At 36.0% G+C, this 16,236-nt stretch carries 12 protein-coding genes and 1 pseudogene; 1 reads left to right on the top strand and 12 read right to left on the bottom strand.

Annotated elements, in window-relative coordinates:
• Window positions 1-2 precede the first annotated feature (2 nt).
• From RTR43_RS02090 to RTR43_RS02065, 6 genes are read right to left on the bottom strand one after another with little or no spacing between them, the layout of a single operon-like run.
• Window positions 3-872 (bottom strand): DUF58 domain-containing protein, encoded by an 870-nt coding sequence (locus RTR43_RS02090; protein WP_312469282.1) that lies wholly within the window; start codon window positions 870-872, stop codon window positions 3-5.
• A gap of 2 nt (window positions 873-874) precedes the next feature.
• Window positions 875-1,876 carry an AAA family ATPase gene (locus tag RTR43_RS02085; RefSeq protein WP_312469281.1) on the bottom strand — a complete coding sequence of 334 codons (1,002 nt, stop codon included), beginning with the start codon at window positions 1,874-1,876 and terminating at the stop codon, window positions 875-877.
• 5 nt (window positions 1,877-1,881) lie between these two features.
• Window positions 1,882-3,525, bottom strand: a complete 1,644-nt coding sequence (locus tag RTR43_RS02080) for a hypothetical protein (RefSeq protein ID WP_312469280.1) — start codon at window positions 3,523-3,525, stop codon at window positions 1,882-1,884.
• 11 nt (window positions 3,526-3,536) lie between these two features.
• Window positions 3,537-4,385, bottom strand: coding sequence for an ABC transporter permease (locus tag RTR43_RS02075; protein ID WP_312469279.1), 849 nt, complete (start codon window positions 4,383-4,385; stop codon window positions 3,537-3,539).
• A complete protein-coding gene (locus RTR43_RS02070) occupies window positions 4,382-5,317 on the bottom strand; it encodes an ABC transporter ATP-binding protein (protein WP_312469278.1) in 936 nt (311 codons plus the stop codon). The genes RTR43_RS02075 and RTR43_RS02070 overlap by 4 nt, the downstream gene beginning before the upstream one ends.
• Window positions 5,314-7,686, bottom strand: a complete 2,373-nt coding sequence (locus RTR43_RS02065) for a hypothetical protein (protein WP_312469277.1) — start codon at window positions 7,684-7,686, stop codon at window positions 5,314-5,316. The genes RTR43_RS02070 and RTR43_RS02065 overlap by 4 nt, the downstream gene beginning before the upstream one ends.
• A 230-nt stretch (window positions 7,687-7,916) precedes the next feature.
• Between RTR43_RS02065 and RTR43_RS25735 the strand changes: the two are divergent.
• Window positions 7,917-8,036 (top strand): annotated as a pseudogene (locus tag RTR43_RS25735) (transposase); the annotation flags it as partial.
• 249 nt (window positions 8,037-8,285) lie between these two features.
• On the opposite strand, the gene RTR43_RS02055 reads toward RTR43_RS25735, so the two are convergent.
• The 6 genes from RTR43_RS02055 to ftsY all read right to left on the bottom strand — a co-directional run bounded on the left by RTR43_RS02055 (window position 8,286) and on the right by ftsY (window position 16,233).
• Window positions 8,286-9,233 carry a DUF4179 domain-containing protein gene (locus tag RTR43_RS02055; RefSeq protein WP_312469276.1) on the bottom strand — a complete coding sequence of 316 codons (948 nt, stop codon included), beginning with the start codon at window positions 9,231-9,233 and terminating at the stop codon, window positions 8,286-8,288.
• A gap of 3 nt (window positions 9,234-9,236) precedes the next feature.
• Entirely contained in the window at window positions 9,237-9,767 is a 531-nt protein-coding gene (locus tag RTR43_RS02050; RefSeq protein ID WP_312469275.1) for an RNA polymerase sigma factor SigX, read from the bottom strand.
• Window positions 9,768-10,494: 727 nt separating this feature from the next.
• The gene (locus tag RTR43_RS02045) at window positions 10,495-12,966 is read right to left on the bottom strand and encodes an ABC transporter permease (protein ID WP_312469273.1); all 2,472 of its coding nucleotides are present in this window, start codon (window positions 12,964-12,966) and stop codon (window positions 10,495-10,497) included.
• A gap of 14 nt (window positions 12,967-12,980) precedes the next feature.
• Window positions 12,981-13,676, bottom strand: coding sequence for an ABC transporter ATP-binding protein (locus RTR43_RS02040; RefSeq protein WP_312469272.1), 696 nt, complete (start codon window positions 13,674-13,676; stop codon window positions 12,981-12,983).
• A 21-nt stretch (window positions 13,677-13,697) separates the two neighbouring features.
• Window positions 13,698-14,495, bottom strand: coding sequence for a lipoprotein BA_5634 family protein (locus RTR43_RS02035; protein ID WP_312469271.1), 798 nt, complete (start codon window positions 14,493-14,495; stop codon window positions 13,698-13,700).
• A gap of 751 nt (window positions 14,496-15,246) precedes the next feature.
• Entirely contained in the window at window positions 15,247-16,233 is a 987-nt protein-coding gene (gene ftsY / locus RTR43_RS02030) for a signal recognition particle-docking protein FtsY (protein WP_312469270.1), read from the bottom strand.
• Window positions 16,234-16,236 lie beyond the last annotated feature (3 nt).

Below are 16,236 nucleotides of genomic sequence, written 5' to 3'. Positions count from 1 at the left end.
GGTTAATAAAGCATTCTTTTCGCGGAACACTCAAGAAATAAAAAATTCTTTAGATCAGCATCATCTGTCGTTAATAAATAACTAAAGCCAAAACGGCGGCATAAAGCTTCAAGCATGAAATTATGTTCTTGAACTTGCTTTTGATATTTTACGAGAATTGATTCATTCATCGTAACATTCACACTTTCATTCGATTCACTATCAATTAATTTTAAATCACCCGAATAAATTGGTTCGAGTTCTTCCCTGCTCAATAGTTGGATTAGTTTAACCTCCTGTTTAGCAGCAGCAAGTAATCGAAAAAGCTCTTCAAACGATTCAAGCGGTTCAAGCCCGTCGGTGATGAGAATGACCAGCTGATTATGTTTTAAGGTGTTTTTTTGAAAGCTGTCCGTAAATGTCCCGGCTGCCTCCTGCTTCGGTAACTGGAGGATTTCAAAAAATACATGTTTACTATATACGGACCCTTTTCTGCTTACCTTTGCGTATGAAGCCGAAGAAACCGGGATGAACGACAAGCGGTCTTCGCCAGTAAGTGCAATATAACTAAAGGCGGCTGCGAGCTCTTTTGCTCGATTCCACTTTGAATCAATCGCCTGCATGGAACTAGAAGCGTCCAGAAAGATTGTAACCGCTAATTCCTGTTCATCTAAAAACCTTTTAATATAATGCTTTTGCGTCCGGCCATAAATATTCCAGTCTATCTGGCGGACATCATCTCCGGGCTGATAAATGCGAAAATCAGAAAATTCAAGGGAAGTCCCAAACTTATTCGCCGTCCTCCCACCTTTATGAGCCCCCCGCCTCCTTGTTTTCGCCATCAATCTCATTTTTTGCAGCCTTGAAAGCATGGAATGCAAATGGGCTGTCATCGTTAACTAACATCCTTTCCAGCTTGCTCCAATACATCATGGATCAGGTCATCCGGTGTAATACCGTTTGCCTCTCCTTCAAAATTTAATAACAAACGGTGTCTCAAGACTGGGATGGCTGTCCTCTTTAGATCACCCATTGAAACATGGTATCTACCGGAAAATAATGCTCTCGTTTTGGCCATTTGGATGAGACTTTGTAATCCCCGCGGCCCGCTACCGAATTGGACGTATTGTTTAATCCTATCTGGGGCATCCGCTGAAGCCGGATGGGTAGCATCAATCATGGACACGGCAGCATTTAATATATCATCTGAAACTAAGATTTCCTTTGAAAGCTGCTGCAAGGCAATAACGTCTGCAGTTCCTAAAATTTTATTTAGTTTTGGTACCACTAGTCCTGTCGTTCGTAGGGCAATCTCTTTCAATTCAGCTTTTGTAGGATAGTCCACATGGATTTTACAAATAAATCGGTCCATTTGTGCCTCAGGGAGCGGATAGGTTCCTTCCATATCTATCGGATTCTGTGTTGCTAGTACAAAAAAGGGCTGGAAAAGTTGTTTAGTACTGCCCATAACCGTTACTGTTTGCTCCGCCATTGCCTCTAAAAGTGAACTTTGTGTTTTTGGCGTTGCTCGGTTTATTTCATCAGCTAAAATGATATTGCCAAACAACGGACCCTCATGAAAAGCAAACTCCTGCCTGCCGTCTATTCCAGGTTGAAGAATCATCGTCCCGGTAATATCAGAAGGCATTAAATCAGGTGTGAATTGAATACGATTAAAGGATAAATCCAGGCAGGCTGAGATGGACCGGACCAGCATCGTTTTCCCAAGTCCCGGTAACCCCTCCAATAAGGCATGACCTCCTGAGAAAATACTCCAAAGTACTTGATCAATCACTTCCTCCTGACCGACAATAAAATTCATTAACTCTTGCTTTACCATCTTAAACTGTTCAGCTGCCGTGATAAATTGGTTTTCTTTCTCTTTTAATTGAGACAATTTTGTCACTCCTTATTAGGATCTAGCAATAAAAAATAGTTTTTAACCATTGCTTCTAAATCTGAAGGGAGTTTTACCCGGTCGGTACTATTTCGATATGCGGCTGCATAATTCCCATATACTTCTTGATAGGAACGAAGCTGCCCTTTTAAAATTGGTCCATTTCCTGCAAATTGTTCTGACGCACTTCCCTTACCAATAGTCCCAGAATCTGTTTCAAGATTGTTTTTACCAACTAATTTCTCTGGGATCGTTAGAAGTCGGTGAGAACCCGCTCCTAACCCGGCCCCACCGCCATTTCCATTGCCGGAACCAGTCCCTGTTCCACTTCCAGACCCATTTCCATTTCCATTGCCTGCGCCATTTCCATTGCCTTGTGCACCTTTTCCATTGCCTGCGCCATTTCCATTGCCTTGTGCACCTTTTCCATTCCCTGCGCCATTTCCATTCCCTTGTGCACCTTTTCCATTCCCTTGTGAACCATTTCCAGATGATTGCTTTCCTTGATCGTTTCCTTTTGGTGTGCTCGAGGGATTCTCCCTTTTACTATTTGGACTGGTCGTCTTACCCCCAGCAGACTGGGTGGGAGGATTTAGGGCTAGTTGATTGGACTGTAATCCGCTTGCAAGCATTTCGTTTTCCAGGTTCTCAGATGCCTCTCCTAGTGCTGCCTGCGCCTCTGCAAGCTCCTTCATTGCATTATCTGAGTTTAGTGCATCGGAAATCTTTTTAGCCAACGCTGCTAATTCTTTTTCCGAAAGTTTTTTATCTGAACCACTCAACTTGCTGAGGGCCTTCTTTTGGCTTTCAGTTAATGAATCATATTTTTGGGTTAACTGTTCCAGTTCCTTTTTGATCTTTTTATTATCCTTCGCTTCCAATGCTGCTGCCAATTTATTTAAATCGGCGTTTTTCAATTCCTGCTCCCATGCTTTAAGGTTTTCTTGTTTTTCTTGTTGCTTCAATGCCTTTAATTCCAGTTCCTTTTTTTGCTTTGCAAGGTCTAATAATGCGTCTTCAGTTGTGGGGTTTTTAGTCATTATTTCCTTTGCTTTTTCCAGCATTTTTTTCACTTCAGGGTTTTGTTCTTTTTTTGCCTTTTCTTCCAGCTTCTTTTCGACTTTCTTCATTACCGCTATTTCCGTTTCTTTTTTTGCCGCTAATTGAAGATTATGATTTGGAAAATAATTAAGGAGTATGGAAAGAAAGGCAAAAACAGCAGCTATGATTAGCCACTTTGGCAAAAAATAGCCTTTTTTCCGTGCTAAAACATGCTGCTGTTCCTTCTTCATTAGGGTAATCGCTTCCGCAAGCTGCAATTTCTGCAGCGTCCCTTTATCATCAATAAAGAAAAGGGCCGTAATAACACGGTCTTCGGGAATATACGTATTAAAAAGCTGAGCCGCTTCCCTCCACCCCGGTCTACTCCTCCAAATTAGGAAGATAAATAGAATGAGGAGGAGGAAACAACCATACCAAAGCATTTCATGGTAGAAAGGCATTACGAATAACCTTGCTACCAAAAGGAGTAGTACCGTGAAGACTGAGGCTGCTAGAAGCCAGTAGTGGAACTGCACGAACGACCTTTTTATTAGGAGCTGTCTGCGAACAGGCTTCAGCAATTGATAAAACTGCCTTTTTTCCTCCATTTACCTCATCCTTATCTTTTAGACTTTACTTTCATATTTGGACGTAGTTTCCGGATACTAATAAACATCATAACAAGAAAAATAATCGTATAAGAAATCAAATAGGCTGCCCATAATGGAAAATCGATTCCCATCCCGGTTTGACTAGATAGTTCTCTAAATGCATCCGGTTCTAGAAAACTGAATAATATCATCGCCGGATTGAACATGGCGAAGAAATAAGGAACGGGATTATTAGTGGTAATACCCATTTGATTGACAGACAACGAAATCGAAAACAAAAAGGCGGTTCCCGCTGTTAGGAAAAGGGTTACTCCGTACGTACTAATCATCGCAATAATGGTTCTCCGGACAAGGGTGGAGAAAAAGATACCGATGCTTCCAAAAGCTAGTATGGTAAAGATATAGTAGCCAAGAATAGTGATTACTTGTCCGGGGGAAATCCCGCCAAACAGGAAAACAATGCTATAAATAGGCATACTCGCCAATATCATCAGTAATAAAAACGAAACAGACGAAATCAGTTTTCCCAAGATAATACTTGTGGAACTTTGATTCGTTGTTAATAAAATATTTAATGTTTGCTTTTCCCTTTCTCCGCTGATGACTCCTGCGGTTAACCCTGGAGTAATAAAAAGAATTAATCCCATTTGGATAAAAGACAACAGCATAAACATCGTTTTACTTTGATCTGGTCGAAATAAGCCCAGTGGAGAGCTCCGAGTTACTAAATAAATAAACCCAATAATCAAAATGGAAAGTGCCAGTAAATAACAAGCAAGACCTAGAAAACTTTTAAATGAGCGGAACCTTAACTTAAATTCCTTGTTTAAAACGGGATTAAGAAGAAAATTTCTCAAGATAGCTCCACTCCTTTCGTTATTTCCATAAAGACATCTTCCAGATTCGTTTCAATTTCAGAAAAGCTGATAATCGGTATATCATGTAAAAGAGCATTTTTTAACAATTGTACCTGTTCTTCCACACTACCCTTGAACATGAATTGGAGCGATTCTTCATCATCCCTTTTCGCTAATTGGCTCACTAGCGGTTGGTCTTCGAAAAAAGCTACCGCTCTGTCTAATTCATGGAACAGCTTGACAATTATTAGTTTTTCTCCTTGGAGACGTTGTTGGATTTCGGCAACTGATCCTTGTGCTACTAATCGTCCTTGATCAATAATTCCGATAGAATCACACATTTCCGCAAGTTCAGGAAGAATATGTGAAGAGATTAAAATGGTTTTACCCATATTCTTTAATTCTTTTAAGATTTCTCTCATTTCCACTCGTGCTCTCGGGTCAAGACCGGATGCAGGTTCATCAAGAATGAGTACCTCTGGATCATGAATCAATGACCTTGCAAGGCAAAGTCGCTGCTTCATTCCCCTTGAAAGCACATCAACATAGGAATCTTGTTTATGCGTTAAATTCACTAATTCAAGAAGCTGGGGAATCAATTTGCTTCTTTCGCTCTGGCTAATTCCATAGCTTGCCCCATAGAAATCCAAATACTCTACTGCCTTTAACTGGTCATATACGCCAAAGAAATCTGGCATATATCCTAATTGTCTACGGACTGCTTTAGGTTCCTTAGATATATTATATCCATTAATATAAGCTGTGCCCGAGGTTGGTGACAACAATGTGGCTAAAATGGAAAAAGTGGTAGATTTACCAGCACCATTTTGTCCGACAAAGCCAAAAACGGACCCTTTTTCAATTGTAAGATTTAATGAATCAAGTGCAGTAAATTTACCGTACCTTTTGGTTAAGTCGACAATTTCAATCATGAGTTGATTTCCCCCTTCATTGAAAACTCAGGCATCCTTACGAGAGGGTCACCTTGTCCTGCTTTTATTAATTTGATAATGATTGCTCCATCCTCGGAAATATATTGATCAAGATGTTCTTTTATCGTTGTATGTGAATCAGGTAATGGTAAAAACTTACCTGTTGTATGGTTGAGAAGCGAGTAGGTGACATTAACACCTTGCCAAGTGATTTCTAATTCTTTGAGCTTACGATTCATTTTCGCCAATTGACTAGGGAGTTCTAAGACATAATCATACTCGCCATCATCAAGCTCCATTTCGTTACGTCTACCTGTCTTATCATTGATAATCCCGCCTCGAATGGTATTAATGTGGTTCTTGAGCATATCATCCTTTATGGTGAATGAACCGGATAGCTTCGTTTGTATATTTAGTGTTTGGTAGATTAAACTTAGGCCTTTTCTCGCCTCGTTTCTTCCCTTTATATCTGCTTTGATGACAGAATCTTTTGTATAGCCATATAGAATCGGCTGATTTTCTGATTGCGAGTTGTTGTAAAGAAATTCAATGGCGGCATATTCCATTTTTTCTCTTTTTAATTTATCCACCTCTTGTTGGCTAGTGGGCATATTGTAGGCATTTCCTTGGCTATAAGGTCCAGCCAAATAATCCTGTTGCATTGTTTCGTTAACAGATACACTTTCCCCACTCTTTACTGGTCCCACCTTGATTTTTTTCCCGCCTGACCAAATATATAATTCTTCAAAATCATATGGGAAATGATTGACGATTTTTCCAGATAGTTTTTTATTTTCATAGGAGAGATTGATATCAAATTGACCAGCATTTTGTTTGGAAGCTTGCCCAAAATAGGTTCTAGTTGACCAATATTCCACATTCGGAAAAGTGACACTACTGGTTTTTCTGCCATTTTCTAAAACAGCATATCGTTTTCCATCATTAACTGGCATCATCGATGAACCTGGTACCCCATAGAACTTCCCGCTTGAAAAGTCAAGCTGGTAATCACCGCCGGTATTCGAAAGGAAGGTAACTGCCTCGAAACCATTTAACTGGCCATTTTCTGTCTTATAAATTCCAGTTTGGTTCATTTGCGGTTTTGCAATTCGGTCTTTTGCTCCGATGACAAAGATACCAACAGATGAAATAAATGCAACACTCATAATAATCCACCATGCATGCTCGCGTTTATCCAGCCTTTTTAACAAGAAATATAGAAAAGGAACGAGCAGCAAGAGATACACCAAAAGGAACAAACTTATCTGCCCAATAGAAAATTGTGATGACGCAAAGTATTCATTTACTTCTGCAAATTCATTGAATAACATGTCATAGGGGTTTGGTCCACCCTTTTGAAATTGAAATGTAGAAGGACCTTTAATCATAGGGCTGGCTGCAAACCAAGGACCATAATCTTTCCACGAGGAGAGTGGTTCATCTCCAAGAGAAAAGGCCGTTTGCCAAATTTCACCTGAACCATAACCTTTATGAACAACCATCGGTAAATCTCCGCTTTTTACGGCAACATTTGCCCCCTTATCCAACTGGCCAACAAAAACAGGAATGTCTTTAAAAGGGGGTAATGTCGGTGTTGCTTGAAAAAACTTTGTATCAGTGAGCACCTCTTTATCTGGTTTCATCGGCAATACCTGGTACAGGCTTCCATAAGAACCAGCTGCATTTGGGGCTGCACCGGCAATTAATTTGCCGCCATTTTGTACCCATTTCAGGATCGCTTGCTGTTGTGTGTTTTTTAGTTTGGAAATACCAAACTCATCAATCATTATGTAATCTAGTGAATCAAGGCCAAGTTCATCATCAGGAATCATCGCTTCAGTTAGAACAATGGTTTCGATTTGATTGCTCGTTGCCATGACTTTCAATTCTTTAAGACGATCGGAATCCTCACTTAACATCCCAAGTGTGCGGCTGCCCTGGTCTATATACTTTGGTTTTAGTTTTTTATCTCCGATAAAGGCTTGCTCATGATCGTCCTTCCAGCTTCCTTTGTATAAAAAGATTGATTGTTTTACCTGAGTATTATTATTGTAATACTCTTCTGAAAAGGCAGGTAATGAAAGCGAATACGATTTTTTGCTCCCCTTCGGCACATCTATTGATAAAACTTTTGCTCCGTTTGAATTATAGGATGATGCAAAGGTGAAAAGGATATCTCCGGTAAAATCTGCTCCGCTGTTTTCAACCGTCACTTGAACTGGGAAGCCGCGGCCGCTTTTTACCTTTCCTGCATAGCCTTCTTTAACGGATATTTTAATAAAACCTCCTTCTGCCTTTGCGGGTTGGACTGCTTGGGTTAATATAACCAGACATAATAAAAATACAAATAATACCTTCTTCTTTAACAAATCAATTCCCCCTATAAATACATGACTATAAAATAGACGAATATTACTCTCTATTGCACTACAATGTTTAAAGTTTTTTATTTTCTATTTTTCACAAACCACATCACTTCCAATAACAGTTCCCTTTAGTGTATTTTTACACCTTTGACAAAAAAATGCAATCAGTTATGGAATATTTTCCTTGTTAGACAAAAAAAAAGCAGCTTTAAACTGCTTTCAGGTTGTCGAAAAACCTTCTTCGTTTGATTGATAAATATATTGATTTTTCGTTTCTTCTTGAAAAAGTTCGCCCTTATTATAGTGATGATAACGGCCGCCCATCTGATCCCCTAATTTTGTTTAAAATGATGGTTTTTGATATCCGGCTAAAAAATAAAAACTTTATATCATGTATTGTTTTTTCCCATTACATTTTGGAGCGTACGCTTTACAGTGGTTATTTTCTTCTTACTATGAAATACAGTAATTATATAATCCTAATTAAATAATGCAAGATAGAATAAAAATCATGTACGAAGTAAATGTAAGTAACACAAGGAAGAAGATAAACGTGGTATTAGATACACAGCGTTATATTATTTTTTTCATTTGAATTCGTTTTATTTTTTCAATTTTGTAGAATCAATTTGAATTTGACCTTTCCAAAATCCAGCTACTGTTCCAATTTTATTTATATTTATATTCATCGTAAGTGGTTGTTTAAAAGCCCCTTTCCCTTCAGGACCTTCAACAAATGTAATGATGCCTTCCGGCTTATCGTTATCACGAATACCTATATATTTTAATTCCTTTCCATTTGCCATTAATCTAAATGGTAAACCATCTACACTTTGAATAAATGCTAACTGCGAGAACACACCATTCTGGTTACTATATTCGGGATTCTCTTCCTGTTGTCCATTTATTTTGCCATCACTCTTCAAGTTTCCTCCAATTGTATCAAATTCATATCGTACTAAATTCCCATCAGCTTTTTCAATTCTATAATAAACAGATATACGTGAATCTTCTACATATAATTCTTTAAAATGTACAGTAAAACCTTGATCAGTAATTTTTTCATCAATAGGAATGAATTGACCATTTTTCATGATGTCTTGTTTTACAACCTTATCATTTGAAATTTCATTCGCAAAATAGGAAGCAACATCCGTAGCTGCCACTTGTACTTGTGGAATCATAGCTGTTACAAAAATCCCTGCTGCAGCTACTGCTGTATATATGAAACGTTTTGATTTTTTATTCTTATTTGTAAACAAGCCCTTTTTCTGTTCAGTTTTTTGATTCATATAAGTGACATTTTCTAGTTTTGAGCGACTTTCAAATGTTTTCCATGCTTGTTCTACATCGATTTTGATTTCTTGTGATGAATGTATATTTTCTTCCTCTAACATAACGTTTTCCCATCGATTTAATTTACTGATTTCTATTAATAAATCTTGACATACTTCACATGTATCTAGATGTTTTGTGAATTCCTTTCTTGTATCACGAGAAAGCTCCCCATCAATATATGTTTGAATAAACCCCTTATCACAACAATTCATTTATTATACCTCCTCTAATTGTTTATAAACCTTACGGAATTTTTGTTTAGCACGAACCAATAATGTCCCAATAGAAGATATTTCAATTTGTAGTACTTCTGCAATTTCTTTATATTTAAAACCAGAAAATTTCATTAATAAAATGGTTCGATCCCGATCATTCATATTGCTAAGTACCATTTGTACCTTTGTAATTTCTTCTTTTCTTATGCAGTCATCATCTAGTGATGAATCATATTGTACTTCATGATATTGTATGGTCTTATCTATTCTCGCCTGATGTCGTTTTTCAGATCGTAGATAGTTATACGCTACATAAATAGAAGATTTTATGAGCCATCCAGGTACATTTTCAATCTCTTTCCAATCGTTGCGATATAGTTGTAAAAATACTTCTTGCGATAATTCTTCAGCAATAATCTGATTTTTAACAATCCATAATATTTGTTTCACAACATAAACATAGTATTGTTTAAACAAATCTTCAAATGTCACATCCGAAGCATGACTTTCTTCATCTTTTATTGTTAACATTTCAGTTAAAACCTCACTCTCATTTGATGCCTGTATTATAGAGAAACCACAAAAACAAGTTTTGTGACAAAATTTATATATTTTTTAAAATTATCACTAGTGTTGCATAAATAGTGTCATAATTTTTAGTTTAATATTTTACCTTGTTTAAAGCCAAAAAGGTAAATACTGAATTAAAGGTGGTCCTGTTCATTTGGAATTTAATTTACAATTAAAACTTATGCAACGACGACAATTTGTTGGTTAAGGAATGGCTTTTCCTTCAATTTTCCGAAGCCAGATATTCGCTGGTTTCCACAAAGCAGCCCTTAAATAAACCAAATGAAGTTTTTCGTGTAATCTTGTCCATGAGATTGGTCCTTTTTAGTCGATTTGGACGGGTTACCACCTGACTTTATCCATTATGAAGGACTTTTTCTTTGGGTAAAATGATATTGTTGAACATTTTGAGTATTTTTTATAGTTAAATGAAGTTACTGCAACACTAGTGTAAAATTATGTACAAAAAAAGCATTCATCTATCAAAGATGAATGCTTTTTCGATATAGCGTTCTTTTGTGACCACTAAAACATGAATGCTCTCGGTTCCTTTTAAGTTAGGCAGAACCACAGATTTGAAATCCTGTGAAATTTGGCAAAACATTGCTTAACATTTCTATGGTTTTGTTACATACAATACCTTAAATACTTGATTGCACAATTCAAGTGTACATGCAAATATACACTGCTATCCTTCTCTAAGTACATCTATGGTATTATCTTTTTGGATTTTCCGAAGTGGAATTAAAACTGCAACATAACTAATCAACAATGCAGTTATAAATGTAATAAAGCTAGCTTGATAAGGGATGGCCCATTCAAACGAAATTGTATTTGAAACAGCCACATAGAGAATATACGAAAGCAGGCAACCAAAAAAGATTCCTTGTACACTCCCAAAGAAACCATACAAAAGCCCTTCGTAAATAACCATCTTTTTCAAATCCTTTTGCGACATACCAATTGATTTTAAAGCGGCTAATTCTTTTCTTCTCATCATAATGCTTACTGTAATCGTATTTAAAACATTTACACTACCAATCAGTGCAATAACCGCTATAAAACCATAAGCCAATATTTTCATATAAAGCATTTCATCTTTAATGGCACTATTTTCATCTATATTATTTATTACCTGTATAGATTCATCTCTTCCCAGCTTCTTTTGTATATCTAAAACTGTAGTCTTAGCTTGAGATTGATTGTTCAATTCAATTCCAAATCCCTTTAATGTTGAAGAAGATTTTGTGAGAGAATCAACTACTTGTTCACTGGTAATAAAAGTTATGGTATCTAACGTTCTACTCATGTTAAAAAGATCCGACTCCACAATTGCGGCTATTTTTACAGTTTCTATTTTGTCCTGGGTGTAGGAGACTTCTTCAGTCGATTTCCCTTCCTGTTGATCCTGTATGACTTGAATTGTATCTCCCACCTTAAAGGTACTTAGGGGACCTACATATGTTTTACCTGTATTCATATCTTTTGCTGCAGCCTGTTTTACTAAAATAACTCCTTTTTCACGATTTAATTTTTGAATATCAATTTTTCCACTTGTTACACTTTCAGCTAGTTTCTTTAAAGTATTCCCGTCGTATGCTTTTACATGAGTTTTCATGATTTCTAAAGTACGATCATTATACTTTACTTTTTCATACAATGAGCTATTTCCTTGCAATTCTTTGATTTGTTTATTTTCTGGTATTTTTGTATGAAAATTGTATGCCTCATACTGCTTGTACAGTTTCTCTACATTATTTATCTGTTGAAGGTTATGACTCATACGATTTATGATAGGCTTGTCTAAATCTGAATTAATCATAACCGATATATCTGCTTTTAGGGCTTGATCTGTCGGTTGCTTACGCTGAAAGGCAGTATCGATTAAAAACGTAAAAGTGATATACAATACACTACTTATAATAATGGACAAGATTGTAACGGTATATCTATTAGGATTCCTTTTTATATTTTTTAGTGCCATACTTAAAGGGAAAGAGATTGGTTTCTTTATTTTTTTTCCTTTCTGTCTTTTTATTTTATCTTTTTTTATGGATAACCTGCTACTTATGGCTAGTAGCGGTGAAATTCTGCCTGCACGAAAAGCAGGGAAAAAACTGGACACATAGACTGTTATTAATGTAATGAAAGAACTTACAAATATAATTCCCCAATCTAATTGGATTGTAGATCCTGTAGGATTATTGAGTAGCTTCAGCAGTATCTGATTCAGACTGAAGACTACGAATATACTGCACAAAATTCCAAAAAAGATAGCGATAATAGAAAGAAATGTTGCTTCTCTCATTACAATTTTCCTAATTTGTTTTTGTGTAGCACCTATACTCCTCAATAAACCAAGCTGTTTCATTCGCTCTACTACACTAATTTGAAATGCATTATAAATAATCACAATGGTAGAAATGACAACAATCCCAATACTAATTGTAGCTGCAACAATCATTTCTGAACTAGGCTTTAAAGCTTTGTTTAACTCCTCATTCATCTTTACATTCTCTTTATTCGTCAATAATGTAAATTGATTTTCAACTTCGTTAAAATTTGCAGACTGATGTAGTTCAATCAATAGATTGCCTTCTCCAACCTTAAATTCATTTTTAAACGTTAATAATCGACCGTTTTTATTTTCCTGTGTACTGTTAGAATCATGAAGTAAACCAACGAGTTTATATTCTTTTTCATGCATAGTAAACATATCACCTAACTTCAGGTTAGGATCGATGTAAAGTAACATCCATTCTTCCAAAACAGCTTCATTTTCACTTGAAGGTAGCTTTCCTTGTATAGGAATACTTGATTTTAAAATCTTTAATGCTTGATGATCTGCATACATATAAGAGACATCTATCTCATTAACATAGAGCGTCTCTCCTTGAGACGCAATGCCGTAAGTATCTATATTAGGATTATTTTTTACCATATTGAGAAGCTTTTGATTATAATCTTCAACGGAAATATTGGCAGAACCAAGTGGACCCTTTCTAGCTTTTTCTATTTGCGAAGTGTATCCACTATTGAAGAATAGTCCAATTGTTGTTATTAACGATAGTGCTAAAATAATTCCTAATAATGTTAAAACAGTGCGTTTCACATTACTTTTTAGATATTTTTGACTTAACTGTTTATAATTACGAATCACATCGCCTCTCCTCCCTATTTCGCATGATCCTGTTCTATCTGTTTATCTGAAATGATCATTCCGTCTTCTACCGTGATAATTCGATCGGAATTTGATGCAATAGCGGGATCATGGGTAATTAAAATTACCGTTTGATTATTTTTTTTAGCCGTTGCCTTTAATAAACCAAGCACTTCTTTTGTATTTTTTGTATCTAGGTTTCCAGTTGGTTCATCCGCTAAAATAATATCTGGTTTATTCATAAGAGATCTACCAATAGATACTCTTTGTTGTTGACCACCTGATAATTCAGAAGGCAAATGATTCCGTCTTTCATGTAACCCTAAAACTTGTATAATTTCATATAAATATTGTTCATCTACCTGTTTGTCATCTAATAAAGTAGGCAAAGCAATATTTTCTTGTACATTTAAAACAGGAATTAAATTGAAGAACTGGAATATAAAACCGATATTTCTACGGCGAAAAATAGAGAGTGCATTATCCTTTAGATTATAGATATTTTCCCCACCTATAAACACATTTCCTGAAGTTGGATGGTCTAACCCCCCTAAAATGTGTAATAACGTACTTTTTCCAGATCCAGAGGCACCAACAATCGTTACAAATTCTCCCTTATAAATGGAAAGATCAATTCCTTTTAACGCCTGTACTTGTGTTTCTCCCTCTCCATATGTTTTTACTACATTTTCTAATCTAACAACCTCCATACAACTCATCCTCTTCACAAATTAATTTTGAACCTCTACAAAATAGAGTTTATCCTTATCGTAGTTACCATTCTCTTCTTTTACGTCATACACTTTTGAAATATTTTCGACCACCATGTTTAACTTATTTTTATTTTTATAATCAAAATTTTCTTTTGCAAACTGAATTAACGAAATGCTTACTTCTTTTTCTTGTAATTGTTTATATGTTTCATCATTAACGATCACTACGGGTGATGAGAAATAGCCAATCCAATTATTTTGTTTGATATGTTGAACAGGTATCATTTGTCCATTTAAATTTAATTTTCCATCCTTCATTTCCTCATTTGCTTCACTTTCCGTGTAAAATAAGTTTTTTTTACTCGCTAATTCTTTTATTTCTTTTACCGGGGATGAAATTGCTGAACCTTCATTTCCTAAGTTAGTTCTTAGGATTCCTTTTTTTATGTATTTTTCAGCTGTAGACTTTGTAATTACTGCATATTGTTTTTTTGTAATATCTAATTCCGCGATTCTTTTGCCCATCTCTTCTTCAGTCATATTTACACCTTTTTCTTTCCATTCTTTCTTAATAGCTTCTTTCTGCTCGGCAGTATTTTCATGTTTTTTAATTTCTGTGACCAACTTATACTGATAATCATCTGTTTGTGCGGTTTGATCTTTATACAGATTTTTAACAGCAGAGATCTCTTCTTTGGTTCCTGATACCATGATGCCGTTTACTGATTGTGAAGGTCCTTCTATATAGCGTTTCACAGTAAAACCCACTCCTATAAAAATCAATGTTACTACTAAAAACCAAATCATCTTTTTCATTTTATTCCTCCTGATATATTGTGTTTACTTTTGAATGAAACGTTAGATTGTTTCCATTTTCCCTTATGGTTTAAAAAACTTAGCTACTACTTTATCTACCTTTGAACTAAAGAATATTATGCTAACAAGTAGCGTTGCTATAAGCAGAAACTTGTTACCCAATCTCTTGTTTTTCATATTTTTTCTCCTCAAAAAATGTACTGTCTTAATTAACTTTAATTTTTATATAACTATTATGCATTGTGTCACTCCTCTTCATTATTAAATATCTACATACAAAAATAATAAACTAGTACATATAAGCTTATTGATATGATTCTCCTAATCTTTATTAGTTAACATGTCAGTTAAAACCCCACTCTCATTTAATGCCTGTAATATAGAGAAACCAGAAATCCAAGTTTTGTGCCAAAAAATTTTATTTTTTTTATGTACGAAAAAAAGCATTCAGCTTTTAATTAGATGAATGCAAAAATTTTTTTTATGATGATGTACCTTTTCCTATCCCTTCGAGAAGATACATCATATTACAGCAGCCTGCCAAAATAAAAAAAAAGAATGCGACACACTTAGCCAGCTTAGAAAAAGTGTGTTGCAATTCTTTAGGTTGATTTGCCACCCTGTTGATTGAAGCGGAAATCAACAGGCCAGCTAGCAGGGTCAATCCATTATTAAAAAATTGCCGAGAAATATACCCTTTCTCGACAATCTGAAAGCAGCTTTAAACTGCTTTTTTTATCATTACTAATTATTATTCTGTTTTTTCAACTTGATCGGCAAATAAACCGTATACAAATCTTTCTGCATCAAATTCTTGAAGATCATCCATTTTTTCACCTAGACCAACGAATTTTACCGGAATTTTTAATTCATTCCGTATCGCAAGGACAATACCACCTTTTGCTGTTCCATCTAATTTAGAAAGGACGATTCCACTTACATTAGTCACTTCTTTAAAGGTTTTCGCCTGGATAAGGGCATTTTGTCCAGTCGTGGCGTCAAGGACAAGGATCACTTCATGCGGGGCACCGGGTATTTCTCTTTCAATGACCCGCTTTACTTTTTCAAGCTCCTTCATTAGGTTCACCTTATTTTGCAAACGGCCAGCTGTGTCACACAATAATATATCTGCCTGGCGGGATTTAGCAGCCTGAATGGCATCATACATAACCGCTGCAGGATCAGATCCTTCAGCCTGTTTAATTACCTCAACGCCAACTCTTTCACCCCAAACCTCAAGCTGTTCAATAGCACCGGCACGGAAAGTATCACCGGCAGCCATCAATACTTTCTTGCCTTCGCTCTTAAACTTATGTCCAAGTTTGCCAATCGTCGTTGTTTTCCCAACCCCATTTACTCCAACAAATAGAATGACGGTCAGACTATCCTCTTGGAGGTTTAATTTTGAGGACTGTCCTTCTCCAGCATTATATATCTCGACGAGCTTCTCAGAAATGACACTTTGTACTTCTTGTGGGTCTTGGATGTTTCGACGCTTGACTTCCATCTTCAGCTCTTCAATCAGTTGCATGACTGTGTCAAAACCGACATCGGCCTGAATTAAAATTTCCTCTAGCTCTTCAAAAAAATCTTCATCGACTTTTCGATAGCGGGCAACTAGCTCATTGACTTTTCCTGAGAAATTATCCCTTGTTTTCGTTAGACCTTCCTTAAACTTTTCCGTCACAGTGTCTGTCGATTTCGTAATTTTTTCTTTTAATTTTTTAAAAAAGCTCATGAT

This window comes from Neobacillus sp. (genome assembly GCF_031988165.1).
GTDB lineage: Bacteria > Bacillota > Bacilli > Bacillales > Cytobacillaceae > Neobacillus > Neobacillus rhizosphaerae.
Note: the sequence above shows the minus strand (reverse complement) of the source record. Positions and strands in the feature narration are given on the sequence as shown.

Excerpts from the sequence above, each read along its gene's own strand:
- RTR43_RS02090 (WP_312469282.1), bottom strand. The coding sequence starts at position 872 with ATGACAGCCCATTTGCATTCCATGCTTTCAAGGCTGCAAAAAATGAGA.
- RTR43_RS02050 (WP_312469275.1), bottom strand. The coding sequence starts at position 9,767 with ATGTTAACAATAAAAGATGAAGAAAGTCATGCTTCGGATGTGACATTT.
- RTR43_RS02080 (WP_312469280.1), bottom strand. The coding sequence starts at position 3,525 with ATGGAGGAAAAAAGGCAGTTTTATCAATTGCTGAAGCCTGTTCGCAGA.
- RTR43_RS02055 (WP_312469276.1), bottom strand. The coding sequence starts at position 9,233 with ATGAATTGTTGTGATAAGGGGTTTATTCAAACATATATTGATGGGGAG.
- RTR43_RS02070 (WP_312469278.1), bottom strand. The coding sequence starts at position 5,317 with ATGATTGAAATTGTCGACTTAACCAAAAGGTACGGTAAATTTACTGCA.
- ftsY (WP_312469270.1), bottom strand. The coding sequence starts at position 16,233 with ATGAGCTTTTTTAAAAAATTAAAAGAAAAAATTACGAAATCGACAGAC.
- RTR43_RS02040 (WP_312469272.1), bottom strand. The coding sequence starts at position 13,676 with ATGGAGGTTGTTAGATTAGAAAATGTAGTAAAAACATATGGAGAGGGA.
- RTR43_RS02035 (WP_312469271.1), bottom strand. The coding sequence starts at position 14,495 with ATGAAAAAGATGATTTGGTTTTTAGTAGTAACATTGATTTTTATAGGA.